General features: G+C 70.4%; 18 protein-coding genes. 10 read left to right on the top strand and 8 right to left on the bottom strand.

Annotated elements, in window-relative coordinates; genetic code table 11:
• On the top strand, positions 1-231 hold a 231-nt coding region (locus ACWEIJ_RS37825; protein WP_449842075.1), incomplete at its 5' end, for a hypothetical protein.
• Between the two features lie 106 nt (positions 232-337).
• Positions 338-2,326, top strand: a complete 1,989-nt coding sequence (locus ACWEIJ_RS37820; RefSeq protein WP_449842074.1) for a glycoside hydrolase family 31 protein — start codon at positions 338-340, stop codon at positions 2,324-2,326.
• On the opposite strand, the gene ACWEIJ_RS37815 is transcribed toward ACWEIJ_RS37820, so the two are convergent.
• Positions 2,313-5,036 (bottom strand): BTAD domain-containing putative transcriptional regulator, encoded by a 2,724-nt coding sequence (locus ACWEIJ_RS37815; RefSeq protein WP_449842073.1) that lies wholly within the window; start codon positions 5,034-5,036, stop codon positions 2,313-2,315. The genes ACWEIJ_RS37820 and ACWEIJ_RS37815 overlap by 14 nt on opposite strands.
• A gap of 124 nt (positions 5,037-5,160) precedes the next feature.
• On the opposite strand from ACWEIJ_RS37815, the gene ACWEIJ_RS37810 reads away from it, so the two are divergent.
• Both ACWEIJ_RS37810 and ACWEIJ_RS37805 read left to right on the top strand, forming a co-directional pair.
• Positions 5,161-8,166, top strand: coding sequence for a LamG domain-containing protein (locus ACWEIJ_RS37810; protein WP_449842072.1), 3,006 nt, complete (start codon positions 5,161-5,163; stop codon positions 8,164-8,166).
• A gap of 19 nt (positions 8,167-8,185) precedes the next feature.
• Positions 8,186-14,167, top strand: coding sequence for an RHS repeat-associated core domain-containing protein (locus tag ACWEIJ_RS37805; RefSeq protein ID WP_449842071.1), 5,982 nt, complete (start codon positions 8,186-8,188; stop codon positions 14,165-14,167).
• A 64-nt stretch (positions 14,168-14,231) separates the two neighbouring features.
• Here the strand turns inward: ACWEIJ_RS37805 and ACWEIJ_RS37800 are convergent, their stop codons facing one another.
• Both ACWEIJ_RS37800 and ACWEIJ_RS37795 read right to left on the bottom strand, forming a co-directional pair.
• Complete coding sequence (locus tag ACWEIJ_RS37800) at positions 14,232-15,806, bottom strand: ricin-type beta-trefoil lectin domain protein (protein ID WP_449842070.1); 1,575 nt, start codon at positions 15,804-15,806, stop codon at positions 14,232-14,234.
• Positions 15,807-16,132: 326 nt separating this feature from the next.
• A complete protein-coding gene (locus tag ACWEIJ_RS37795; protein WP_449842069.1) occupies positions 16,133-16,270 on the bottom strand; it encodes a multicopper oxidase domain-containing protein in 138 nt (45 codons plus the stop codon).
• An 87-nt stretch (positions 16,271-16,357) separates the two neighbouring features.
• Between ACWEIJ_RS37795 and ACWEIJ_RS37790 the strand changes: the two genes are divergently transcribed.
• Entirely contained in the window at positions 16,358-16,591 is a 234-nt protein-coding gene (locus ACWEIJ_RS37790) for a multicopper oxidase domain-containing protein (RefSeq protein WP_449842078.1), read from the top strand.
• A 15-nt stretch (positions 16,592-16,606) separates the two neighbouring features.
• Here ACWEIJ_RS37790 and ACWEIJ_RS37785 read toward each other — a convergent pair whose 3' ends face one another.
• From ACWEIJ_RS37785 to ACWEIJ_RS37770, 4 genes are all read right to left on the bottom strand, one after another.
• Positions 16,607-17,536: a M56 family metallopeptidase gene (locus ACWEIJ_RS37785; protein WP_449842068.1), complete on the bottom strand. Its 930-nt coding sequence runs from the start codon at positions 17,534-17,536 to the stop codon at positions 16,607-16,609.
• Positions 17,533-17,895, bottom strand: coding sequence for a BlaI/MecI/CopY family transcriptional regulator (locus ACWEIJ_RS37780; RefSeq protein WP_449842067.1), 363 nt, complete (start codon positions 17,893-17,895; stop codon positions 17,533-17,535). Before ACWEIJ_RS37780 ends, ACWEIJ_RS37785 begins: the two co-directional genes overlap by 4 nt.
• 115 nt (positions 17,896-18,010) lie before the next feature.
• Positions 18,011-18,622, bottom strand: a complete 612-nt coding sequence (locus tag ACWEIJ_RS37775; RefSeq protein WP_449842066.1) for a DUF305 domain-containing protein — start codon at positions 18,620-18,622, stop codon at positions 18,011-18,013.
• Positions 18,623-18,677: 55 nt separating this feature from the next.
• Positions 18,678-19,052, bottom strand: coding sequence for a DUF6153 family protein (locus ACWEIJ_RS37770; RefSeq protein ID WP_449842065.1), 375 nt, complete (start codon positions 19,050-19,052; stop codon positions 18,678-18,680).
• Positions 19,053-19,171: 119 nt separating this feature from the next.
• Between ACWEIJ_RS37770 and ACWEIJ_RS37765 the strand changes: the two genes are divergently transcribed.
• The 5 genes from ACWEIJ_RS37765 to mhpA all read left to right on the top strand — a co-directional run bounded on the left by ACWEIJ_RS37765 (position 19,172) and on the right by mhpA (position 25,010).
• Entirely contained in the window at positions 19,172-19,453 is a 282-nt protein-coding gene (locus ACWEIJ_RS37765; protein ID WP_449842064.1) for a hypothetical protein, read from the top strand.
• 97 nt (positions 19,454-19,550) lie between these two features.
• Entirely contained in the window at positions 19,551-20,684 is a 1,134-nt protein-coding gene (locus tag ACWEIJ_RS37760; protein ID WP_449842063.1) for a VOC family protein, read from the top strand.
• On the top strand, positions 20,681-21,616 hold the full coding sequence (locus ACWEIJ_RS37755) for a fumarylacetoacetate hydrolase family protein (protein ID WP_449842062.1): 936 nt from the start codon (positions 20,681-20,683) through the stop codon (positions 21,614-21,616). The genes ACWEIJ_RS37760 and ACWEIJ_RS37755 overlap by 4 nt, the downstream gene beginning before the upstream one ends.
• Positions 21,613-23,502: an acyl-CoA synthetase gene (locus tag ACWEIJ_RS37750; protein WP_449842061.1), complete on the top strand. Its 1,890-nt coding sequence runs from the start codon at positions 21,613-21,615 to the stop codon at positions 23,500-23,502. The genes ACWEIJ_RS37755 and ACWEIJ_RS37750 overlap by 4 nt, the downstream gene beginning before the upstream one ends.
• Complete coding sequence (mhpA, locus tag ACWEIJ_RS37745; protein WP_449842060.1) at positions 23,499-25,010, top strand: bifunctional 3-(3-hydroxy-phenyl)propionate/3-hydroxycinnamic acid hydroxylase MhpA; 1,512 nt, start codon at positions 23,499-23,501, stop codon at positions 25,008-25,010. The genes ACWEIJ_RS37750 and mhpA overlap by 4 nt, the downstream gene beginning before the upstream one ends.
• Positions 25,011-25,040: 30 nt before the next feature.
• Here mhpA and ACWEIJ_RS37740 read toward each other — a convergent pair whose 3' ends face one another.
• Entirely contained in the window at positions 25,041-25,763 is a 723-nt protein-coding gene (locus tag ACWEIJ_RS37740; protein WP_449842059.1) for an inositol monophosphatase family protein, read from the bottom strand.
• Positions 25,764-25,796 lie beyond the last annotated feature (33 nt).

Below are 25,796 nucleotides of genomic sequence, written 5' to 3'. Positions count from 1 at the left end.
GACGACGGCAAGGACTCCGACGCCGACCCGGCCACCGGATGCACCCACGTCGTCAAACTCGGCAAGGACAAACGCGTCGACCTCACCCTCGACGCCGGTCTGCTGCCCCAGCCACCGGCACCGCCGCTGGCCTGGACCGGTGCGTCGGTGTGGGCCTGGCTGGCCACGGGTCTGGCCATGTTGCTCGGTGGCGCGTTCCTGTTCCTGACGGGACGACGCCGCAGGGCCTGAGTTGAGTGACGAGGGGAGCTTTCCTCCGCTGTGGAGGGAGGCTCCCCTCGTCGTTGGGCCGTGAAGGCTTGACGTACGAGAGTCGAAGCGCTTCGATTCCGATGGCATGAGCACGTTCCGGGAAGTGCCCCGCGGCATCGAGTGGCGAGACGGTCACCAGGTCGTCCTGGTCGAGGCGTGGGGCGAGAGCAGCGTCCGCGTCCGGGTCGGTCTGAACGGCGTCCGGGATGACGTGCGGGGCGCGTTGCTCGACCCTCCGGTCGACGTGACGGAGTGCGAGCTCGGCGTGGACAGGGCGGTGCTGGTCAACGGGAACCTGCGGGTCGAGCTGGGCGGCGGCGTCGTGCGGTTCGTCCGCGACGACACCGGAGAGGAGCTGCTTGCCGAGGAGCCGATCCACTTCTGGTGGCCCGGGCCGCGGTTGTTCACCTCGACCGGCAACGGCTACCACCGCGTCGAGCAGAACTTCCGCGCCTACGAGGGCGAACGTCTCTTCGGGCTCGGCCAGCACCAGCACGGCCTGCTGGACCAGAAGGGCTCCGTCGTGGAACTGGTGCAGCGCAACGCCGAGGTGAGCATTCCGCTGCTCGTCTCGAACCGCGGCTACGCCCTGCTCTGGAACTCGCCCGCGGTCGGCCGGGTGGAGCTGGGCCGCACCGCGACCCGCTGGGTGTCCGACAGCGCGCGGCAGATCGACTACTGGTTCAGCGCGGGGGAGCCGGCCGCGTTGTTGTCGCGCTATGCCGACGTGACCGGCCACGCACCGGAGTTCCCGGAGTGGGCGGCCGGGTTCTGGCAGAGCAAGCTGCGCTACCGGTCCCAGGAGGAACTGCTGGAGGTGGCGCGCGAGTACCGGCGGCGTGGGCTGCCGCTGTCGGTGATCGTGTGCGACTTCTTCCACTGGACCCATCTGGGCGAGTGGCGGTTCGACCCGCAGGAGTGGCCCGATCCGGCCGCGGCGGTGCGGGAGCTCGACGAGCTCGGCGTGAAGCTGATGGTCTCCGTGTGGCCGTCGGTCAGCCCGTTGTCCGAGCACTACCGCACGATGCTGGAACGCGGTCTGTTCATCGCGACCGAGCAGGGACCGCCGGTGCACGCCGACTGGCCGGACAAGGGCGTGGCCGCCGAGATCGGGGTGTCGTTCTACGACGCCGCCAACCCCGAGGCCCGCGCGTTCGTCTGGCAGCAGGTGCGCGAGAACTACTACCGCCACGGCATCCGCGTCTGGTGGCTGGACGCGTGCGAGCCGGAGATCAGGCCCGGCACGTTCGCGAACCTGCTGACGCACGACGGGCCCGGCCTGGAAGTGATCAACGCTTATCCCGCCGACCACGCCCGCGCCTTCTACGACGGCATGCGGCAGGAGGGCGAGACCGAGATCATCTCGCTGTGCCGCTCGGCGTGGGCGGGCAGCCAGCGCTACGGCGCCGCCCTGTGGTCCGGTGACATCGACTCGACGTTCGACGCGCTGGGCCGCCAGATCCGCGCCGGCCTGAACGTCGCGCTGAGCGGCATTCCCTGGTGGACCACGGACATCGGCGGTTTCACCGGTGGCGACCCCGACTCGCCGGAGTTCCGCGAGCTGATGGTGCGGTGGTTCCAGTACGGCGCTTTCTGCCCGTTGTTCCGCCTGCACGGCACCCGCCTGCCCTGGATGCCGTTCACGCCCGCGAAGACCGGCGGTCCCAACGAGGTCTGGTCGTACGGCGACGAGGCCTACGAGCACATCACCGCGATGCTGCGGCTGCGGGAGAGGCTGCGCCCGTACGTGCTGGCGCAGATGCGGGTCGCGAGCCGGAGCGGGATCCCGCCGATGCGGCCGCTGTTCGTCGACTTCCCGGACGACGAGAGCGCCTGGGAAGCCGACGACCAGTTCCTGTTCGGGCCGGACCTGCTGGTCGCGCCGGTGTACGCGTACGGCGCGAGGCAACGTCAGGTGCGGCTGCCCAGCGGTCCGCAGTGGACCGACGCGTGGACCGGCCAGGTGCACGAGGGCGGCCGGACGGTCACCGTCGCGGCGCCGCTCAGCCGCATTCCCGTGTTCCTGCGCGAGGGCGCGGACCTGCCTGCGGACTGCTGGGTCAACGCGCGCTGAGCAGGTTCTCGACGCGTTCGGCGTCGGCGGTGCGGCGCTGCGAGCGGAACAGCTCCAGCGCCGCCAGCCACGCCCTGCGCGCCCCGGCGAGATCACCCGAAGCGGCGAGGGCGCTGCCCAGCGCTTCCTGAGGTTCGGCGCACAGGCCCGGTGAGCCGAGTTCCTCGTACAGCTCAACCGATTCCTCGTAGTAGCGCACGCACGCCGGCAGGTCGCCCAGTTCCATCGCGATGAAGCCGAGACTGTCCAACGAGGACGCGGCACCGGGCCGGCAGTCGATCGCCCGGTGCTCGGCCAGCGACGCCTCGCAGTGCTCCCGTGCCCCGGCGAGGTCGCCGGTGCGGGCCAGGCACCAGCCCAGCGCGTTCTTCGCGTGCGCCCGCTCCACCGGCAGGTCGAGTCCCTCGTAGGCGCGCAACGTCTCCCGCGCGTGCCGCAACGCGGACTCGCGGTCGTCGAGCACGTCGTAGCTCTGCGTCAGCGCGTAGTGCGAGTGCGCGACGTCGATGGTCTCGGTGGCCAGCGCGAGCGCCTGGTGCAGGTGCGAAATGGCGTCCTGGTGGGACTTCAGCTGCGCGAGCGTCAGGCCCAGGTAGCGGTGCGCCATCGACCGCGCGGACCGGCTGCCGGAGGCGTTCGCCGCGACGAGGCCCAGCTGCCAGGTGTCGTGGTTCTCGTGGAAACTGCCCGTCTTGCGGTGGAAGTTGTGCATCACCCACGCGAGCTGCCAGGCGTGGTCGTACATCCCGTGGTCGACCGCACCGCGTTGGGCGGCGTGGAGGTTCGGCAGCTCGTCGGTGAACCACCTGATCGCGGCCGCCTCGTCCGGCAGCACGCTCGGCACGCAGTCCGGTTCCGGCACGAGCCGCGTGATCGTCGGCCGGTGCGCGTCCAGCAACCGGTCCGCACCGAACGCCGTGTGCAGGTAGAAGTCCACCAGCCGGCGCACCGCCGCCACCGCTTCCGCTCGCGGCGTCTGCTCCTGGCAGTACAACCGGATCAGGTCGTGCACCCGGTACCGGCCGGGCAGCTCCTGCCGCACGAGGTGCGCCGACTCCACCACGCGCAACCGGGTGCGCACCTCGCGCACCGGCAGCGCGGTGAGGTTCGCGGCCGCGTCCAGCGTGATGTCCGGGCCGCAGACGCCGAGCAACCGGAACACGAACGCGGTCTCGGCGGGCAGCGCGTGGTGCGACGAGTCGAACACCGCACGCAGATCCGCGGTCATGTCACCGGTCTCCAGCACGTCCAGCCGCGCCGAGGCGTCCCGCAGCTCGCCGGCGAGCTCCGTGAGGTCGTGCGACGAACCGGTCAGCACACGGGCGGCCAGGATGCTGACGGCCAGCGGCAGCCCGCACGCGTGGTGCGCCACCACGGCCGCCGCGTGCGGCTCGGCGGTGACGAGCTGCTGCCCGAGCGCGCTCGCCAGCAGCTCACCCGACGACGTCGCGTCGAGCAGCCCGACCGGCACCGGCCGCGCGTGGTGCGTGGTGACCAGCCCCGCGAGCCGGTCGCGGCTGGTGATCAGCACCGCCACCGACGGCGTGCCCGGCACCAGGTCGGCGACCTGCGCCGAGTCACGTGCGTTGTCCAGCACCACGAGCATCCGGCGGTCGGCGATGGTCGACCGGTACAGCGCCACCTGGCCGTCCAGGTCGGCGGGCACGGCGCGGCCGGTGATGCCGAGGCCCTGCAGCAACGCGCGCAGCACCGACGACGGCGTGGCCGGCTGCTCGCCCTTGGTGTAGCCGCGCAGGTTCACGTACAGCTGCCCGTCCGGGAACCGCGCCACGTGGTCGTGCGCCCAGCGCAACGCGAGCCACGTCTTGCCCACGCCACCGGGCCCGACGACGGTGCCGATGAACACGCCGTCGTCGTGCCGGTCGAACGCCTCGGTCAGCCCGTCCAGCTCGTCCGACCGGCCGACGAACCCGCTCGGCGCGGGCGGCAGCTGCCGCGGCACGACACGCGGCGGTTCCTGCGCCGGTTCGGTCCGCAGAATCCGCTGGTGCACGCCGGTGAGCTCGGCGCAGGGATCGACGCCCAGCTCCTCGCGCAGCAGCCGCCTGATCCGTTCGTAGCCGCGCAACGCCTCGGCCTGCCTGCCGCTGCGGTACAGCGCGAGCAGGTGCTGGGCGGCCAGGCGTTCGTCCAGCGGGTGTTCCTCGACCAGCGCGGCGAGGCCGGGCAGCAGCTCGGTGTGCTTGCCCCGGCGCAGCTGCACGTCGTGGTGGTCGAGCCGGGCGGCGAGGTGCTCGGCGTGCAACGACTGCCGCAGCGCCTCGCTCCACTCGGTGTCCAAACCGGACAGCGGCTCGCCGCGCCACAGCGCGAACGCCTCGCCGAACAGCCGGGCGGCCTGCTCGTCGTCCGCCGCGCGGGCCGACGCGACCAGCTCGCGGAACAGGTGGACGTCCACACCGGACTGATCGGTGATCAGCACGTACCCGGCCGACCGGTGCTCGATGGACCAGCCGTCGGCGTCGCGCAACGCGACGCGCAGCCTGGCCAGGTACGTGCGCAGGGTGTTCCCCGCGCGCAACGGCGGCCGGTCACCCCACACGCGGGTGCGCAGCTGTCCGGCGGGCACCACCTCGTTCACGTTCATCAGCAGCGCCCCGAGCACGGCCCGCTGCCGCGCCGGTCCCAGATCCAGCGCCGATCCGTTCATCCGGGCGTCGACCGCGCCCAGCACACCAAACGAGACCATCCCCAGTGACCCCCTAAGTCATCAGAGGTATACCGCCTCTGACCTGCGGATTCAACGCTTTCGCAACGTTTGGTGGGCGGAGGTGTGTGAAGGATTGCCCGGTCCGTGTTCAGCTGGGGGAAACATGCTGAGAAGACCAGCCCTGACAGTGCTGGCGTTGCTCGCCGGTGTGCTCGTTCCGGTGCCGGCCGCGCAGGCGGCTCCGGCCGAGCTGCCGACGGAGACCGCCGCGCTCGCCGCGGCCAAGCGGTTCGGCAGGCCGGTCGAGGTGGCCGGCCTGCGTTCCGAGACGACCGAGGTGGTCGCGAACCCGTCCGGCACGCTCACCGCCAAGATCAACTCGCAACCGGTGCGCATGCGGGTCAACGGCGAATGGCGCGCCATCGACACCACGCTGCGGCGCACCGACAAGGGCGTCGAGCCGGTCGCCGTGCCCAAGGCCACGCGGCTGTCCGCGGGCGGCGACGGCCCGCTCTACGCCGTCGGTGCCACGTTGCTGAACGCGCCCGGGACGCTGCCGGAGCCGGTGCTCAGCGGTGACACCGCCACCTACCGCGACGTGCGGCCCGGCGTCGACCTGATCGCCAAGGTCGGCCCGGAAGGCGTCAGCACCACCTACGTGCCGACCTCTCCGGCCGGTGAGAAGGCGTTGACCAGCGGCGAGGTCGCGGTCATGGCCGCGCCGCCCGGCACCGACGTCGGCCCGGCGAACTGGACGATGATCAACGAGCGGCACGTCACCACGCCGTACTGGACCCGCGACCGCGACCAGGGCGCCAAGGTGGGCTACGTCGAGGACTCGAACGACGGCTGGGAGCGGTACCGGTCGATGTTCACCTTCCAGCTGGGCCAGTTCCGCGGCAAGCACATCCTGCGGTCGTGGTTCAGCAGCTACCTCAAGCACACCTACTCGTGCTCGGCGAGCTGGACCGACCTGTACGTGGTGGGCGCGGTCGACGCCGGCACCACCTGGCAGAACCACTCGGGCAGCTGGAACCGCTACCTCGCGGGCGTCAACAACAGCGACTGCCGCAACACCGGCGTCTACGGCGAGTGGAACAACGACGCCGTCGCGGTCGCGGCCCGTGAGGGCGCGAGCTCCGGCACGCTGACGCTCGGGCTGCGGGCCAACGGCGACGGCGAGCGGCTCATCAACACCGCCTGGAAGAAGTTCGACGAGAAGCGCACGGCGCTGACCGTCGAGTACAACTCCATCCCCGAGGTGCCTGACGAGCTCAGCGTCGAGGGCAAGGCGTGCAACGGGCAGACGCAGTACATCGGCACGGCGACGCCGACTCTGCGGGCCCGGCCGCGTGACGCCGACGGTCACGTGCACAAGGTCTGGTTCGGCTACGGCGAGCGCTGGTCGCCCGGTGGCGAGTTCAAGTCGTGGAACTGGGTGAACGTGCCGAACATCCCGTCGGGTGCGATTGCGCAGTACGACGTGCCGCAAGCGCTTGCCGAGGGTGCGCCGCTCGCGTTCCACAGCCAGTCGGAGGATCCGTGGGACACCGGCGGCAAGTCGGCGTTCTGCGAGTTCGTCGTCGACCTGACCAAACCGGTGCCGCCCGCCATCCGCACCGAGGACGGCCGGTACCCGGCGGACGGGCAGATCCACGGCGGTGTCGGCATCTCCGGTTCCTTCACGTTCGCCGACGCTGACGCGGATGTCGTCGGCTACTACTACGGTGTCGCGAATCCACCCGCGGACTTCGTGCCCGCCAATGCGGTCGGTGGTACCGCCACGGCCGGTGTGACGCCGGAATCGCGGGGCAGCAACACCGTCTACGTCCAGGCGGTCGACCGCGCGGGCAACCGGTCCGAGGTGGCGCACTACGACTTCCGCGCCGGTTCGGGCCTGCCGCCCGCCGGCGTGTGGAAGCTCGACGAGAAGTCCGGCCCCGATTTCCACAGCTCGGTGGGGCACTGGGACGGAAGTGTCCACAACGGAACGTTCGGCAGTGCGGGTCGCATCTACGACGGCCCCACCGCGCTCAGCCTCACCGGTGCGCAGGACTCCGAAGCGGTGATCTCCTCGGTGATCAACACCGCGGAGAGCTTCAGCGTGTCCGCGTGGGTCAAGAAGACGGCGCAGGGCGGCACCGCCACCGCGGTCGCGCACGAGGGCACGCGGGTCGGCGGGTTCGCGCTCGGCTACGACGCGGGCCGATGGGCGTTCAGCATGCCGCAGAGCGACACGGACAACGCGCCGGTGACGCTCGTGACCGCGCCCGACGAGCCGAGGATGCAGGTGTGGACGCACCTCGCGGGCACCTACGACGCGGCGACGCACAAGCTCTCGTTGTACGTCAACGGACGGCTGGCGGGGGAGAAGACCGCGCCGAACGCGCCGTGGACGGCCGCGCGCTGGCTGGTGTTCGGCCGCAACAAGTGGAACGGCGTCAACGCGCAGAACTGGGCCGGCGAGATCGCCGACGTCCAGGTGTGGAACCGCCGCGTCTACCTCAGTGAGGTCACGGAGCTCGCGAACCAGCTCACCATGGTGGGGGAGTACACGTTCGACGAGCCGTCCGGCAGCACGATGACGGACACCACGGACTTCCACCGAGACGTCACGTTCGGCGCGGGACAGTGGCAGCGCACCACGCGCGGGTCCGGCGGTGCGCTCAACGCCAACGGTTCCTTCGGCACGACGACGGGACCGGCGGTGCGCACCACGACGGGCTTCGCAGTGTCGGCGTGGGTGCGCATGGACCAGGCGAGTTGGATCTGGCAGGCGGCCGTGACGCAGGAGGCCGATCGCAGCAGTCCCTTCTGGCTCCAGTACGCCGGTGACCGGAACAAGTGGGCGTTCGCGGTGATGGACTCCGACCGGGACGTGCCACCGCAGTACCGCACGTTCTCGCAGAACGAGGTGGCACTGGGGCAGTGGACGCACCTCGTCGGCGTGTACGACCCCGGCGCGAAACAGGTGCGGCTCTACGTGAACGGCCAGCTGGAGTCCACGGCCAGCGCGCCGATGACGTTCGAGTCGGTCAAGCCGCTCGTGATCGGCCGCGGCAAGTGGGTCGGTGAGAACTACGACTTCTTCAGCGGCGGGATCGACGACGTCCGCGTCTTCGCCGGGGTGCCGACCGATCTCGACGTGGCAGCGCTCTACCAGAACTGATCGAGAACAGGGGAACTCGATGTCCAGATGGAAACTCGCCCTGGCACTCGGCCTCGTGCCGGTGCTCATGGCAGGCACGGCTGCGGCCTCGTCCGCGGCACCGGGCTATCAACGTCAGACCGCACAACAACACCCGCTCGTGCAGGGCAGGGACGCGACGCCGTTGCCGTTCAAGGACGGCGCGGATGACGAAGCCGCGCGGACGGCCGTGCCGGCGCCGGTGTGGCCGGGCACGGAGGCGGTGACCGCGCGGGCCGGTCTCGTGCCGGTCGGCGCGCAGGTGCTGGGGCGCAGGGGAAGCTTCCCGCTGGTGGTGAAACTGGGCGCCGCCAAGGAGAAGACCTCCACCGTCACGCTCGACTACGCCAAGTTCCGCACGGCGTTCGGCGCCGACTACGGCAACCGGCTGCGCCTGGTGTCGCTGCCTGACTGCGCACTGTCCACTCCGGACAAGGCGGAGTGCGCCGCGGTGCCGCTGGCCTCGTCCAACGACGGCACGCGCGTCACCGGTGAGGCGCCGTCCGGTGCCATGGTCGCGCTGGCGTCCGCGCCAGAGGGCGGCACGGGTGACTTCAAGGCCACGGACGTGAAGGCGTCGAGCAAGTGGGAGGCGGGTGGCTCGTCCGGCGACTTCACCTGGAGCTACCCGTTGCGCGTGCCGCCGTCGATCGAGGGACCGGCGCCGTCGCTGGCGCTGGGCTACTCGGCGCAGTCCGTGGACGGGATGACCGCGGCGACGAACAACCAGCCGTCGTGGATCGGCGAGGGCTTCGACCTGTCCACCGGTTACATCGAGCGTTCGTACCGCACGTGCGCCGACGACATGGGCAACGGTGCGCTGAACACCACCAAGAGCAGCGATCTCTGCTGGTTCTCCGACAACGCGGTGTTGTCGCTGGGCGGCAGGACGACCGAGCTGATCAAGGACGCGCAGGGCGGCTACCACGCCAAGTCCGAGTCCGGCATGCGGATCGAGAAGAAGACCGGTGCCGCGAACGGCGACGACAACGGCGAGCACTGGGTCGTCACCGACCAGGACGGCGTGCAGCACTGGTTCGGCCGCCAGCGCATCCCCGGCTGGACGGAGGGCAAGCCGGAGACGCAGTCGGTGTTCACCGTGCCGGTGTACGGCAACCACGCGGACGAACCGTGCCGGCAGGCGACCTGGGCCGCGTCCTCGTGCAACCAGGCGTGGCGGTGGAACTTCGACTACGTGGTCGACCCGCACGGCAACTCGATGTCCCTGTGGTACACCAAGGAGACCAACAAGTACGCCAAGAGCAACGACGTCAACAACGCCGTCGACTACGTGCGCGCCGGTTACCTCACGCGCATCGACTACGGCACGCGCACCGAGTCGGAGTTCGGCGCGGTGCCGGCGCAGGTGACGTTCGAGACCGCGGACCGCTGCGACGCGAACTGCGGCACGAAGGACGCCACCACGTGGAAGGACGTGCCGTGGGACCTGGAGTGCACCAAGACCCCGTGTCTCGTGGGCGCGCCGACGTTCTGGGGCACCAAGCGCCTCGGCCGGGTCACCACGCTCTCCGGTGGCCGCAAGGTCGACGAGTGGACGTTGCAGCACAGCTACCCGGTGCCCGGTGACAACACGCGGGCGGGCCTGTGGCTGGAGCGGATCAAGCACGCCGGCCTGCTCGGCGACCGGGTCGACCTGCCGGACGTGCGGTTCTCCGGTGTCGCGATGCCGAACCGGGTGGCGGGCTTCGACTCGTCCGCGCCGCTGATGAAGTGGTTCCGGGTCAACGACATCCGCACCGAGCTGGGCGGCGAGATCTCGGTGACCTACTCCGACCCGGAGTGCGTGGCCGGCTCGAAGATGCCGGGCGCGCCGGAGAACAACACCCTGCGCTGCCACCCCGCGTACTGGACCAGGGCGGGCCAGACCGAGCCGGCGATCGACTACTTCCACAAGTACGTCGCGACGGCGGTGTCCGAAGTGGACCACACCGGCCTCGCGCCGGTGAAGACCACGACCTACGACTACCTCGGTCCCGGTGCCTGGCACTTCGCCGAGGACGACGGCCTCGCGCCGGAGAAGTACAAGACGTGGAGCTCGTGGCGCGGCTACGAGAAGGTGCGTGCGACCGAGGGCACCGGCGAGAGCGCGCGGTACAGCGAGACCACGTACTTCCGCGGTATGGACGGCGACCGGCTGCCCGGTGACAACAAGCGCACGGGCGTCGTGATCACCGACGCCACCGGTGGCAAGGTCGCCGACACCGCGGGCCTGGAAGGCATCGCGCGGGAGAAGCGCACGCTGACCGGACCGGGCGGTACGGAGATCTCCGCCGAGCTGTTCGAACCGTGGCAGTCGAACCCGACCGCCTCGCGCACGGTGAAGGGCATCACGACGAACGCGGCGTTCGTGGCCGAAGGCGTCGTCCGGCACCGCGTCGCGCTCGACGGCGGCCGCGGCTACCAGCGCACGTTGCGCAGGACCGAGTACGACGACAAGACCGGCGTGACGCTGCTGCAGAACGACCTCGGCGACGAGGCCAGGACCGACGACGACCAGTGCACGCGCTGGGAGCACGTGAGCAACACCGGCGTGTGGCTGATCGGCCTGGAGGCACGCGAGCGCGTCTACTCGTTGTCCTGCGACAAGGAGCCGACCAGCGAGGACGAGATCGTCAGCGACGTGCGTACGTACTACGACGACGGCACACCGACCAAGGGTGACGTGACGCGCACGGAGGAGATCTCCGCGTTCAAGGGCGGCGTCTACAGCTACGAGACGATCGAACGCGCCACTTACGACGCGCACGGCAGGGAGAAGGAGGCCTGGGACGCCCGCGGCGCCAAGACGACCACCGCCTACAGCCCGGAGGTCGGCGGCCCGGTCACGAAGGTGACCGAGACGAACGCGCTGGGCCACACCACGGCCACGGCGCTGGAACCGGCGTGGGCCGGCGCCGAACTGTCCACAACGGACGCCAACGGCAAGGTCACCTCGCAGGCCTACGACGGGCTCGGCAGGCTGACGGCGGTGTGGAAGCCGGGCCGGGAGAAGGGCAAGGCCGATCCGCACGCGAGGTTCGGCTACCAGATCCGCGAGGGCGCGCCGGTCGCCGTGACCAGCGAGTCACTGCACCCCGACGACGTCCGGTACGTGACGACGACCGCGTTGTTCGACGGCTTCGCGCGGCCGCGGCAGACGCAGCAGCCGGGCCCGACCGGCGTGCGGATCATCGGCGACACCATCTACGACGACGCCGGACGCGTGACCAAGCAGAACCCCGGCTACCCGGTCAGCGGCGCGCCGAACACCAGCCTGTTCGTGGCGTTGGCGGACAACAGCATCATCAACCAGAAGGTGACGACGTTCGACGCGGCCGACCGCCCGGTGGTGCAGATCGTGAACACCTACGGCAAGGAGCAGTCCCGCACCACGACGCGCTACGGCGGCGACCGGGTCGACGTGACGCCGCCCAAGGGTGGCATCGCGACCTCCACGGTCACCGACAACCGCGACCGCAAGGTCGAGCTCCGCCAGTACAAGGGCGGCCAGCCGACCGGTGCCTACGAGAGCACCAAGTACACCTACACCAAGAAGAACCAGCAGGAGACCGTGGTCGACCCGGCGGGCAACACCTGGCGCTACGGCTACGACGTGCGCGGCCGCCGGACGTCCGAGACCGACCCGGACTCGGGCACGACCGTCGTGACGTACAACAACGCCGCCGACAAGACCTCGGTGACCGACTCGCTGGGCCGCAAGCTGGTCCACACCTACGACGAGCTCGGCCGCAAGAAGGGCGTCTTCGAGGGCAGCGAGACCGGACCGCAGCGCTCGGCGGTCACCTACGACACCGTCGCCAACGGCCAGGTCGCGAGCACCACGCGGTTCCAGGACGGCAAGGCGTTCAAGACCGAGATCACCGGGTACGACGGCCGGTACCAGCCGACCGGAACCAAGATCACGGTTCCGGAGACGCCGGCCACCCCGCTGGGCAAGCTCGCGGGCACCTACGAGTTCAAGAACACGTACAAGTCCAACGGCAGCCTCGCCACCAGCACCTACCCGAAGGCCGGCAAGCTCGACACCGAGGTGATCGAGTACGGCTACGACGACCAGGGTCAGCCGAAGGTGCTCAAGTCGAAGATCGGTCTCACCGGCGGCGAGACCACCTACGTCGCGGGCACCCAGTACACGAACCTCGGACAGCCGGGCGTGTACACGATGGCGACGAGCGACACCGCCAAGATGGTGGAGACCGGCTTCACCTACGCCGACGACGGCAGGCTCTCGGTCACCAAGACCACCAAGGAGACCGGTGATCCGCTGGTGTCGCAGGTGCGCAACTCGTTCGACGCGGCGGGCAACGTCACCAAGACCCAGGACGGCGCCGACACGCAGTGCTTCCAGTACGACCACCTGCAGCGGATGACCGAGGCGTGGACGCCGAAGTCCGGCGACTGCACCACCGCGGTCAGCGCCGCCGTGCTCGGTGGACCGGCGCCGTACTGGCAGTCGTTCGGCTACGACCCGGTGGGCAACCGCACGTCCCGCGTGCAGCACGCCACGACGAAGGGCGACGTGAAGACGACGTACGCCTATCCGTTGCCGGGCAAGGAGAAGCCGCACGCGTTGACGTCCACCACGACGGAGGACGACACCGGCAAGCGCACGGCGTCGTACTCCTACGACGGCGTGGGCAACACGAAGACCAGGCCTGGTGCGCAGGGCGAGCAGACGCTCACCTACGACGTCGAGGGCAACCTCGCCGCGTCCGCCGACACCGCCGGAACCTCGTCCTTCGTGGACGACGCGGACGGCAACCGGCTCGTCAGCGCGGACGCCGCCGGCACGACGCTGCACCTGTCGAACATGCAGCTGCGGTTCGTCAAGGCGACGGGCACGGTCGAGCCGGTGCGGTTCTACAGCTACGGCGGTTCCGTTGTCGCGCAACGCAACCTCGGCGGCGTCACGTGGCTCGTCACCGACGAGCAGGGCACCGCGAACGTGGCGATCACCGAGTCCGACCAGTCCGTCACCCAACGGCGGCAGACCCCGTTCGGCGAGGTGCGGTCGGCGTCGGCGACGTGGCCGAACAACCAGGGCTTCCTGTTCGGCGCGCAGACCACCACCGGTCTGACCGACGTCGGCGTGCGGCAGTACGACGCGGACGCCGGCCGGTTCACCACGGTCGACCCGATCGTGAACCCCGACGAGCCGCAGGCGTTGAACGCCTACGCCTACGCCAACAACAGCCCGGTCAGCTTCACCGACCCGACGGGCCTGTCGTGGAACCCGATGGGCGACGAGGGCGACGCGCAGCAGGCTGCGATCCAGCGTGCGGCGCAGCTCAAGGCGCAGGCCAGGGTTCGTGCCGCGGCGGCGAAGGCGGCCATGCAGCGGATGATCGCGGCCAAGGCGCGGGCGGAGGCGGCGAAGAACCGGGCGATCGCGGCGGCCAAGGCGGCCCGTGCGCGGGCGATCCAGGCCATGCAGGACAGGCTCGCGGCCGCGAAGAAGGCCGCCGCGCAGGCCAGGGCCATGGCGGCGAAGATCTCGATGGCGAGGACCCGGCGCCCGTTCGCGTCACTGGACGAGATGCGGCGCAACCCGGACTTCAACACGTACGTCAACGACGTGGGCGAGACGTTCGGTTCGTACCTCTTCGGCCACACCCTCGCGGGATGCCTGGAGGTTCCGATCATGGGTGTGGGGTGCGCGATCCTCTCGGAGATGACGCACCGCGGGAAGGAGTACAAGGTCTACGTCCGCGAGCAGTTCGTCAGGTTCGGCCAATGGGCCTCGCACCGGGTGGTCCTGCCGGTGGCGTACGGCATCGCGAAGGGGCTTTACGACCTGGCCGGGGTGCCGCAGGACTTCTACGCCATGGCCCCGTTGCACAAGCCGTTCAACGACGCGGTGAACACGATCCAGGACTTCGGCCACTGGCTGGGCGGCATCCCCGACCGGCTCGGCCTGCCACCGGGTCTCGGCGGGAGGTGTCACAGCAGAGACGCCTGCTGACCCGTTCTTCGCCCGGCCAGGAGCCGCCCCGCACCTCTCGCGCGGGGCGGCTCCGCCGTTGGGATCAGACCTTGGTCCACTTCTGGTTGGTCTGGCCGTTGCAGTCCCAGATCACGACCTTGGCGCCGTTGGTGGTGCCGTTGGCGTCGAGGCACTTGCCCGCTCCGACGGCCCGGACCGTGCCATCGGTGTTGACGGTGAACTGCTGGTTCGAACCGCCGTTGCAGTCCCAGATCTCGACCGCGGTGCCGTTGGCGGTGGCGGCGCCGGTGACGTCGAGGCACTTGGTGTTGTTGTAGACGCGCAGCTCGCCGGAGGAGGTGCTGGTGAACGTCTGGTTGGCTTGGCCGTGGCAGTCCCAGATCTCGGCGAGGGTGCCGCTGGTCTGCGCCGCGCCGGTGATGTCCAGGCACCGGTTGGACGCCGTGCCGCGCAGGCTGAAGGTCGACCCGCCGGGGTTGCCGCTGCCGCCGCTGACCACGTACATCGCCGCGCCGTGTGCGGGGACGGAGGCGCTGATCGTGCCGGTGGTGCTGCCGGTGGTGTGCGCCCACAGGTCGCGCACCGAGTAGCTGCTCGCGGAGCCCAGGCCGATCTGCGACGCCGTGGTCGACACGGTCGCGGCGGAGGAGTTGCGGTTGAGCAGGACGACCGCGACCGAACCGTTGGCCATGGGCTTGGTCCACACCTCGGTGTTGCCGTTGTCCACGATCCGGTTGCCCTGGCGGCCTCCCCAGTCCTGGTTGACCGCGATGACCTCGGTGTTGGTCAGAACGGCCTTCGTGGCCGCGCTCATGGTGCGCAGGTCGTTGCCTGCGATCAACGGCGCGTTGAGCAGCGCCCACAGGCTGAAGTGCGCCTGCGATTCCGTGTCGCTCAGGCCGTGGCCGACCTCCAGCATGTCCGGGTCGTTCCAGGCGCCGGGCCGGGAGGCGCCCGCCCAGCCGGGCTGGAGGTCCAGGATGCTCATCACCGAGTTCCAGTTCCCCTGGATGTCACCGGTGGTGCGCCAGGAGTTGCCGGTCGCGGCGCCCCACTGCTGGACGTTGTCGTTGCCCCAGTTGCAGATCGCGAAGAAGATCTGCCGGCCGGTCTTCGCCAGCGCGTCGCGCATCGCGATGTAGCGGTTCTGGCCGCTGATGCCCCGGTGGTCGCCGCAGTTGTCGTACTTGAGGTAGTCGATCCCCCACGAGGCCCACAGGTCGGCGTCGCGCTGCTCGTTGCCGAGGCTCGCCGGGTACCCGGCGCAGGTGGTGGTGCCGGCCGAGGAGTAGATGCCGAGCTTCAGGCCCTTGCCGTGAACGTAGTCGGCGACCGCCTTGATGCCGTTGGGGAACTTGGTCCGCGACGGGACCAGGTTTCCGCTGCCGTCACGGGACATCTCCGACCAGCAGTCGTCGATGTTGACGTAGGTGTAGCCGGCGGCGGCCATACCGCTGCTCACCATCGTGTCGGCGGTCTGCCGGACCAGGCTGTCGTTGACGTTGCAGCCGAAGCTGTTCCAGTCGTTCCAGCCCAGCTGCGGAGTGCGGCCCAGGCCGTTGTCGAGGGCCTGGGCCGAGGGAGCCAGCGACAGCACGACGGGTGTGACCGCGGCGATGAGCACCGCTGACAGCGCTGTTCGCAGTGTTCTCTTCACAGGGATCTCCTTACCGACTTTCGCGGATGTCGGAGCAGCGGCGGACTTCTGCGGCTTGCTTCTGTGCCTGCTGTTTTTTTATGTTGGAAGTTGCTCGAACTTGTCATACGCATTACCAGGGTGTCAACGGTGCGCCTGACTCCTGGCAACTCTTGGAGATGGGCTTTTTCCTGCACCTCTGGAGCATGCGTTCGACATTTACGGGCTGAGGAATGCTCGCCTTTCGCGAATCGGTCTGTCGAATCTTGCCTCTTTGTGTTCGATTGGCCATCGACTGGCACGATCTACTATCGGCCATAGTAGATACGGATGGGATGGTGCTGATGTCAGTGCACGCTCGTCGGCTCCGGGAGCTGGTTCTTCAGCTCGACCTTCAGGATCTCGCCCCGCCGGACCCGGATCTCCCGGCCCGGCAACTGACCGCCGTAGGTCCACGTGTGCGCCTGGACGCCACCGAGGTCCACCTGGGCGGTGACCGCGTTGAGCGTGACCGACGTGCTGCGGGCGGCCGAGAGCCGCCGCGTTCGCTCGGCATCGCGCTGCGCAACGACATGGACGGCGTGCCCGGGCTCACCCAGGACGGCGTCCGAGCCGACGGGCCGCGCAAGGACACCGTGCTGGTGTTGCCGGGCCGCTCGGTCGAGGTGGACTTCCGCGCGGACAACCCCGGCCAGTGGCTGGCCCACTGCCACAACGTCTACCACGGTGAAGAGGGCATGATGAGCGTTGTGTCCTATGTGGAGCGACGTGCTCACATGGGGATCGGGCCGCCCACATGGTACTAGCGGCGATAGTAGGTTCTAGCCGGACGGGCAGGCCAGCAGCATCAGTGCCGTCAACGCGCCGGCGGCCGCGAGGGCGGGCAGAACCATGGCCGCGGCGCCTGCGAGGCCGCACGACAACAGCCGTCGAACCGTGCTCGGGGCACTGTGCCGCTGCAGGCGCGCCAGCCTCGTCTCCACCGCGTCCCTGCTCATCGCCAGCGCCGCGCCAGGGGCGCCGTGCCCGGCCACCCGCAGCAACGCGGCTCGCACGTTCTCCGCGCCGTGTGCGCGCACGGCGGCGGTGTCGGCCGCCATCTCGACGAGCTCCCGGACCGCGACCGCCGCGCGCTTGAACAGCGGCAGGAACGGCAGCGTGGCCGCGACGACGTCGCCGATGGTCACCAGGAGGTGGTGGTGCCCGTCGAGGTGTGCCCGCTCATGGGTCAGCACGGCCTCGACCTGGGGCGGGGTCAGGTGGCGGTGCAGGCCGTCCGTGGCGACGACCACGCCGGGCCTGCCCGCGAGGCTGAAGGCGAGCGGACGGTCGTGCTCCAGCCAGAGCGTCGGGTGAGGACCTGCTTCGCGGCGTGCCGCGATCCGCAGGACGTCCAGGTGCCGCAGGCCCTCCTGCGCGCGCTGACGTGCGGTGCGGCGGCCCACGACGGCGACGCGGACGAGCAGGGCCGTGAGCAGGGCGGCGCCCGTCAGACCGCTGGCCGCCTCGACCGCCGGAGTCGTGCCGTGCTGCAGCGAGTGCCAGCAGTGGTGCACCGCCTCCACCACACCGAGTCCGTGATCGGGCAGGATCAGCAGGAAGCTGGCGCCGGCCACTGTGGCGATCACGGCGACGACGGAGGTCAGCCACGCGACCAGTGCCACCACGGGATCCGCGAGCCGCACCAGCCGGCGTGGTGCCAGCCAGCCGACCAGCGCGGATCCCAGCAACAGCGCCAGGGCCACGGTCATTTCCGCGAGCCCTTCCTCCGCAACGCCTTGCGCAGCAGGTCGGACTCCTCTTCCGAGGCCGTCCGGGCGAAGTGCAGGAGGGCGGCCTGCGGGTCACCGGAGGCGCTGAGGATCTCGCGCACGGCGTTCGCGGCGGCCTCGGCACGGGTCACCGTCGCCTCGTAGAGGTAGGCCTTGCCGTCCAGCTCCCGGGTCAGCCAGTTCTTGCGGTGCAGGTTGTCCATCACCGTCATCACGGTGGTGTAGGCGAGAGCCTTGCCGGTGTCCAGGCGTTCGAGCACCTGTCGCACCCGCAGCGGCTCGCCGGCGTGCCACAGCACGTCCATCACCGCTGCTTCCAGTTCACCCAGTCCGCGCATCGCCCACCCTTTCAGCAGGTCAAGGGTACGGGATGGGCGTAGTCGGCCTGCCGGGGCGACATGGCGGCCGGGTGGACGTCGTGCTCGGTCGCCCACCCCGCCGCCGCTCACCGGGTCAGACCGCCTTCAGCAGGCCCTGCATCTCGGTGATCTCCTTCTGCTGGGCGTCGATGATGGCCTGGGCCAGCTTCTTGGCGTCGGCACTGCCGCCCTTCTGCAGCTCGGTCTTCGCCATCGCGACCGCACCCTCGTGGTGCTTGATCATCATGTCGAGCCACATCTTGTCGAACGCCGCGCCCTTGGACTGGTCGAGCATCTTCATGTCCTCGGCGCTCATCATGCCCGACATGCCCGGCATCGAGCCGTGGTCCATGCCCGGCATCGAGGTGGACGCGCCCCACTCCTCCAGCCACCCGTTCATCTTCTTGATCTCGGGGTCCTGCGCGCCCTCGATCCGCTTGGCGAGGTCGAGCACCTTCGCGTTGGTGCTGCGCGACGGCACGAGCTTCGCCATGTCCAGCGCCTGCTGGTGGTGCGGCACCATGCCCTGCGCGAACGCCACGTCGTCGGCGTTGTTGCCCGCGGCCTTGCCGCTGCCCGTCGGCGCGGGAGCGGTGGGCGACGAGCTGTGGTCCATGGCGGTCATGTCCTTCCCGCCGCCGCAGCCGGCGACGAGTGCGACGACGGCGGCCCCGGCGGCGGCGATCCCGATCAAGGACTTCTTCATGCCCGATGTTCCTTCTCTGTGCTTTGTGGACTGTGATCGCGCGGAACCGGGCGGATCACAACCTCAACACGCAGACGGAGCTGAGCAACGCACGGCCGCCAACGGGTGGCGGATGGACGGGTGCGCGTGACCACGCCGACGAGCCCAGGGCTCTGCCGGTGCGCGGAGGCGTTGTGCGAACCAGCAACCAGGCCAGCAGAAGCAGGGACACGACCGCGCAGAGCACCGCGACGCACAGATGCAGCACGTCGTGCTCGGGGGAGGGCGTGGGCTCCTCGGGTGAGCGCTCGTGGTGTGCGGTCACCCGGGTCATGTTGTCGACGGAGGCCATCTCGCCGCTCGTGGCGACGTGATGCATGCCGACCACGCCCAGGAACAGCGCGCACAGCAGCAGCCACTGCGTGACTGCGCGACGCGTGCTGCCGGTCATGCAACTACCGTACCTAGTAGGTTTCATCACCGTGTTCTACGGGTGCGCGACCCGGATCGGTTCAATTCAGTGATCTACTAATCATCATAGTAGACAGTGCCATCGGGGCCGGGACCGACGTGGCCATCGAGACCGCCGACGTGGTGCTGATGCGCTCCGACCCGCTCGACGTCCCGATCGCACTGCGCATCGGCCGCGGCACCCTGCGCAAGATGCGGCAGAACCTCGGCTGGGCGATCGGCTACAACGCCATCGCGCTGCCGATCGCGGCCGGGGTGTTCGAACCCGCGTTCGGACTCGTGCTCCGGCCTGAGATCGCCGCTCTGCCGACGTCCGGGTCGAGCGTCGTCGTCGCCCTCAACGCACTCGCCCTCAAGCGACTGCGGCTGCCGGCCGGCTGAGCGAGGCCACCACCCGTGTGACTGAGGAAATCGTCAGAAACTCTTGACTGACGACCGACTCGGAAGTGACGATATCGTCAATTACACGGGAGGGGCGATGATCGATCACCACGATCCCCACGCTGACCTGCACAGCGAGCAGGGTGCGTTACCCGGCGAACACCGGGGGAGGGCGGCCGACCCGGTCATCAAGGTGCACGACCTGGCGTGGCTGGAGTTCGAGAAGCCGGACCTGCGCAAGGCCGAGCTGTTCGCGCACGCCTTCGGTTTCACCACGTCGTTGCGCACCGCGGACGAACTGCAGCTGCGCGGCACCGACCCCGGCGCGCCCTGCGTCCTGATCCGCCGCGGCCGGCGCTCGCGGTTCACCGGACCGGCGTTCCTGGCCGCCGACCCGGCGGACGTGCTCCGCCTGGCGGACGCCACCGGGCATCGGGTCGCCCGCCTGCCGGAGAGCCTCGGCGGCGTGACCGCGGACCTGCACGACCCGAGCGGTGCCCGCGTGCGCGTCGTGTCCGGCACGCACGTGCTCCCGGCGTTGCCGGGGCAGGAGCCGTTGCCGCTGAACTTCGGGCACGACGTCGCGCGGGTGAACGCCACCCAGCGGCCGCGGCGGGAGCCGGTCAAGGTGCAGCGGCTCGGCCACGTCGTGCTGCAGACCACGAAGTACCGCGAAACGCTCGACTGGTACCTCGGCCACCTGGGCCTGATCGTGAGCGACTTCCTCTACTACCCCGGTCAGCGCGGACGGGGCCCGGTGATGAGCTTCATCCGCTGCGACCGCGGCGACACCCCGGCCGACCACCACACCCTCGCGCTGGTGCTCGGACCGGCGAACCGGTACGTGCACTCGGCCTACCAGGTGCCCGACCTCGACTCGCTCGCCGCCGGTGGCGAGTACCTGCTCGACCAGGGCTACCGGCGGTCGTGGGGGATCGGCAGGCACGTCCAGGGCAGCCAATTGTTCGACTACTGGCGCGACCCCGACGGGTTCCTCGTCGAGCACTTCAGCGACGGCGACCTGTTCGACTGCTCGCTCGAACCGGGATGGGCGCCCATGACCGCGTCGGGCCTGGCCCAGTGGGGCCCGCCCGCCACCAAGGACTTCCTCGGCGTCAAACCCGGCCGGGAGGCGTTCGGCGAGCTGCGCGCCATCATCGGCGGGCTGCGCGAGGAGAACGAGTTCGACTTCGACCGCCTTCGCGGCCTGTTGAAAGCAGCTGTGTCATGAGCATTTCCGTCCTGCGCACCGCCGACGCCTGGTGGGTGGTCACCCCGGCCGGTGCGGCCGAGGTCGCCACCCGTGCCACGACCACCGCACAACTGCTGGCCGACCGCCAGGCCCTCGACCTGGCGGCGGCGAGCGGGCACACGGTCGCCGTGGAGACCCTTGAGCTCGTCTCGCCGGTCACCGCGCCGTGCCGGCTGGTCGCTCAGATGACCAACTTCGCCTCGCACGTCAGGGACACCGGCGGGAACCCGGACACCGTGCCGCTGACGTTCTTCCGCAAGTCGTCCGGCTCGATCAGCGGTCCGCACGACGACGTGGTGCGGCCCGCCCACGTGCGGCTGCTGGACTACGAGGTCGAGATCGGTCTCGTCATCGGCGCGGAGATCCCGGTCGGCACGGAGATCGGTGACGACGTCTCCGGGTACGTCGCGGGTCTCGTGGTGACCAACGACATCTCCGCGCGCGACCTCCAGCTGCCGCAGACCCAGTTCTACGAGGCCAAGTCCTATCCGACGTTCACCCCCACCGGGCCCGCGCTGGTCCTGCTCGACGCCGACGAGCTCAAGCGGTTCACCGACCTGCGGCTGACGCTGACCGTCAACGGCGAAACCCGCCAGGACCGGTCGGTCGCCGACATGATCTACCGGCCCGCCGAAGCCCTCCGGGCCCTCGCGCGTTTCCAGCGGCTCGATCCGGGCGACCTCGTCCTGACCGGTACCCCCGTCGGCACGGCGTTGTCCGCACCGCCGAAGCCGATGGAGATCATCGGTTCCCTCCTGCCGCCGGCGCTCAAGTGGAAGCTGTTCTTCCGCGGCCAGGAGCGGAATCCCCGGTACCTCCAGGACGGCGACGTCATCGAGGCCGCTGTGTCCACTCGCGACGGTGCGATCGACCTGGGCACCCAGCGCACGGTGGTGAGGCACGCCCGATGACCGAGAACCTGTTGTGGCCGGAGTACTCCGCCCCCTCCGACATCGCCGCGATCGAAGCCGTGCCGCTGGCGGCACGCGGCCTTCCCGCGTCCACCTACGCCCTCCTGGCCCGCGCCGCCACCACATGGCCGGACCGCACCGCGATCACCGTGCTGCCGGAGGCCGCGCGCTGGCGCGAACCCGAACAGCGCACCTTCGCCGGACTGCTCGGTGACGTGCACCGGTACGCGAATCTGCTGCACGAGCTCGGGGTCCGCCGGCGGGACGCGGTTGCGCTGATGTCGCCCAACACCTCCGAGCTGGTGCCCGCCACCCTGGCCGCGCAGCTCGCCGGGATCGCGGCGCCTCTCAACGGTGGCCTGTCGCACCGGCACCTCGCCGAGCTCCTGCGTCGGTGCGGCGCAAGGGTTCTCGTCACCGCCGGTCCCGAGCTGTCCCCGGCCGTCTGGGAGGCCGCGCAGGCCCTCGCCCAGGACGGGCGGCTCGACACCCTCCTGGTGTTGCGGCCCACCGGCGCCGCCGAGCCGGCCCCGGAGCTGCCGAGCCTGCCCGGAACGCGCGTCGGCTACCTGAGCGAACTGGCGGCTGGACAGGACTCGTCGGCGTTCGCCGGTGAACCGCCCCGCCCGGAGGACCTGGCGGCGCTCTTCCCGACCGGCGGCACCACCGGCGCGCCGAAACTGGCCGCGCACAGGCATGCCGCCGAGGTCGCCGACGCCTGGATGCTGGCCGCCAACTCGTTGCTCGACGAGCACGCCACCCTCTTCGCCGCGCTGCCGTTGTTCCACGTCAACGCGCTGATCGTCACCCTGCTCGCGCCGCTGTTCAAGGGGCAGCACGTGGTGTGGGCCGGGCCGCTGGGCTATCGCGACCTCTCGCTCTACGGCGAGTTCTGGAAGATCGTCGAGCACCACCGGATCTCCTCGATGAGCGCGGTTCCCACCGTGTACGCGGTGCTCGCGCAGTGCCCGGTCGACGCGGACATCAGCAGCCTGCGCTTCGCGATGGTGGGGGCCTCTCCGCTGCCGGCCGCCGTTCGCGAGAACTTCCAGTCCCACACCGGCATCACGCTCGTCGAGGGCTACGGCCTGACCGAGGCGACCTGTGCCAGCGCGCGCAGCTTCCCCGACGCACCCCGGCCCGGCTCGGTCGGCCAGCGGTTGCCGTACCAGCGGATGAAAACCGTCCGCGTCGGCGAGGACGGCACGTGGGAAGACCTCCCGCCCGGTCACACCGGCGTGCTCGCGATCAGCGGCCCCACCGTGTTCTCCGGTTACGTCACCGGCCAGAACGAGCACGGTCACGTCCTCGACGGCCTGGGCAAGCTCGTCGACGGCTGGCTGGACACCGGCGACCTCGCCCGCCTCGACCACGACGGGTTCGTGCACCTCGCCGGCCGTGCCAAGGACCTCATCATCCGCGGTGGCCACAACATCGACCCCGCGCTCGTCGAGGACACCCTGCTCGCCCACCCGGCGGTGACCGCCGCCGGCGTGGTGGGCCGGCCGGACGCCCACTCCGGCGAGGTGCCCGTCGCCTACGTGACGCTCGCTGCCGGCTCCGCGGTCACCGAGCGGGAACTGTGCGAGTGGGCAAGCGAGCACGCCCCCGAGTCCGCGGCCGCGCCGAAGACCGTCACGGTGCTCGACGCCCTGCCGCTCACCGACCTCGGCAAGCCGTACAAACCCGCCCTGCGCGCCGACGCCACCCGTCGTGAGCTCACCGAAGCCCTCGCGGACCTGTCCGGCGTGCTCGACGTCGACGCCGAGGTCGACGACGGCTCGGTCATCGCGGTGGTGCGGACCTCGAACGACGCCGACGAGCCCGCGGTCAAGGCGGTCCTCGGCCGTTACGCGCTCGGCTGGCGCCTGGCAGGTGCCCCGTGACCGACGTCCCCGTGGTGATCATCGGCGCGGGCCCCACCGGCCTCACCGCCGCCACCCTGCTGGCCCAGCACGGCATCGAGTCCCTCGTCCTCGACCGGTGGGAGACGATCTACCCCCAGCCCCGCGCCGTCCACCTCGACGACGAGATCTGCCGCATCCTCGGCCGGCTCGGCCTCTTCGCGGAGTTCTCGGAGATCTCCTGGCGCTGCAACGGTTTGCGGCTCGTGGACCGGAACATGCGCGTGCTGGCGGAGTTCGAGCGCGACGCCGCGCACGGCAGGCACGGCTACCCCGAGGCCAGCATGTTCGACCAGCCCGAGCTGGAAGCGCTGCTGCGCTCGGGGCTCGAACGGCACCGCGCGGCCACGATGCGCGGTGGCGTGGAGGTCACCTCTCTCGCCCAGGAGGCCGACGGCGTGCGGGTCGCGTTCACCGACTCGACCGGGCCGAACTCGGTGCGCGCGCGGTACGTGCTCGGCTGCGACGGGGCGAACAGCCTGACCCGCACCTCGATCGGCGCCGTCATGCGCGACCTCGGGTTCACCCAGCGCTGGCTCGTGGCCGACCTCCGCACCGACGCCGACCTCGGCGCCTGGGAAGGGGTGCACCAGGTCTCCGACCCGTCCCGGGCCGCCACCTACATGCGCGTCGGCGAGAACCGCTACCGCTGGGAGTTCCAGCTGGCCGACGGCGAAAGGGCGGACGACTACCGCGAACCGGCCGCACTGCTCCCGTTGATCAGGCCGTGGACCGGCGCGACACCGGCCGAGGAGTTCGAGATCGTCCGCGTCGCCGGCTACACCTTCCGCGCCCAGGTCGCCGACCGCTGGCGCGACCGGCGGATCTTCCTCCTCGGCGACGCCGCCCACCTCACCCCGCCGTTCATCGGCCAGGGCATGGGCGCCGGCATGCGCGATGCCGCGAACCTCGCCTGGAAGCTCGCCGGCGTGCTCGGCGGAACACTCGCCGAAACCGTCCTCGGCAGCTACGAGACGGAACGCAAACCCCACGCCACCACCATGATCCGGCTCGCCAAGCTGATGGGCACCGTCATGACCGAAGGCGGCGAGCTCGGCAACCTCCTCCGCCGCGTCGCCGCACCCCGCCTGCACCTCGTGCCCGGACTGCGCGAGCGCGTGCTCGCAACCGAAACCCCGGCCCTGCACCGCTCCGCTCTGGTGGTGCGCCCGCGCCTGCGGCCTTCACTGGCCGGCCGCCAGTGCCCCAACGCACCGGTCGACGGCGGCCGACGCCTCGACGACGTGACCGCCGGCCGGTTCGCCGTCATCACCACCGCCGAGCCGCCGCCCGCACAGCGCGCGGAGGTCGAACGACGCGGAGCGGTGCTCGTGGTGGCCCGGCCGGGAAGCCCGCTGCACCACTGGCTGCGCCGCGGCCGGGCCCGCGCCGCCGTCGTCCGTCCTGATGCGACAGTCCACAGCGCGGGCCGCGACCTGGCCGCCCTCTGCGCGGCGATACCCGAGCACCGGGCAAGGAAATCTCCGTGAGTCTTGGCCGCGTCCTCCCAGAGGGGCCAGTCAGAGGCGATCTGCGCCGTGTGTCATGTCGAGGAGGGCGTCGTGCAGGACACCGTTGGTGGCCAGCACGACGTCCTCGGTGATCGTGACGCGCCCGCCCGCCTCCTCCACGAGCACCGGCAGGCACGCGAGGTCGAACTCGTCCAGCCGCGCGCTGACGACCAGCACCGCGTCCACCTCGCCGGTCACCAGCTTCAGCACCGAGGCGTCGTTCTCCACCACCACGCAACCGTCCAGCGCCGGTTCGCCCTTGCCGTGCAGGCACACTCGCGCGCCGACCACTGAATGCTTTGTGGACACCCGTGCGACGGGATCGCGCCCTCCGCCGAACACCCGGCACCCCGCACCGCGCTCCGCCGCCATCGTGAGACCGAGCGACGGCAGCGCCGACACCGCGAGCACCGGGCCGTGCTCGTCCGTCATCGCCAGGTCCACCGAGTAGGTCGGGCGTCCCCGGACGAAGTCCGCGGTGCCGCTGATCGGGTCGACGAGCCACCGCCTGCCCGACGTCCCGTGCCGCTCCGGCCGTTCCTCGCCGGCGACCCCGTCGTCCGGGACGGCCTCGGCCAGCCTCCTCCGCACGAGGTCCTCGATCGCGAGGTCGACGGCGGTGACCTCGCTGCCGTCCGCCTTGTGCCGCACGAGCAGCGTGTCGGAGTTGAACGCGGCCACGGCCAGTTCCGCGGCCTCGCGCACGATTCGCAGTGCCAGGTCCAGGTGCATGGCGTGAAGGTTGTCGGGCCCCTTCGCCATGCG

The organism is Lentzea sp. NPDC004789, from assembly GCF_053601075.1.
Note: the sequence above shows the minus strand (reverse complement) of the source record. Positions and strands in the feature narration are given on the sequence as shown.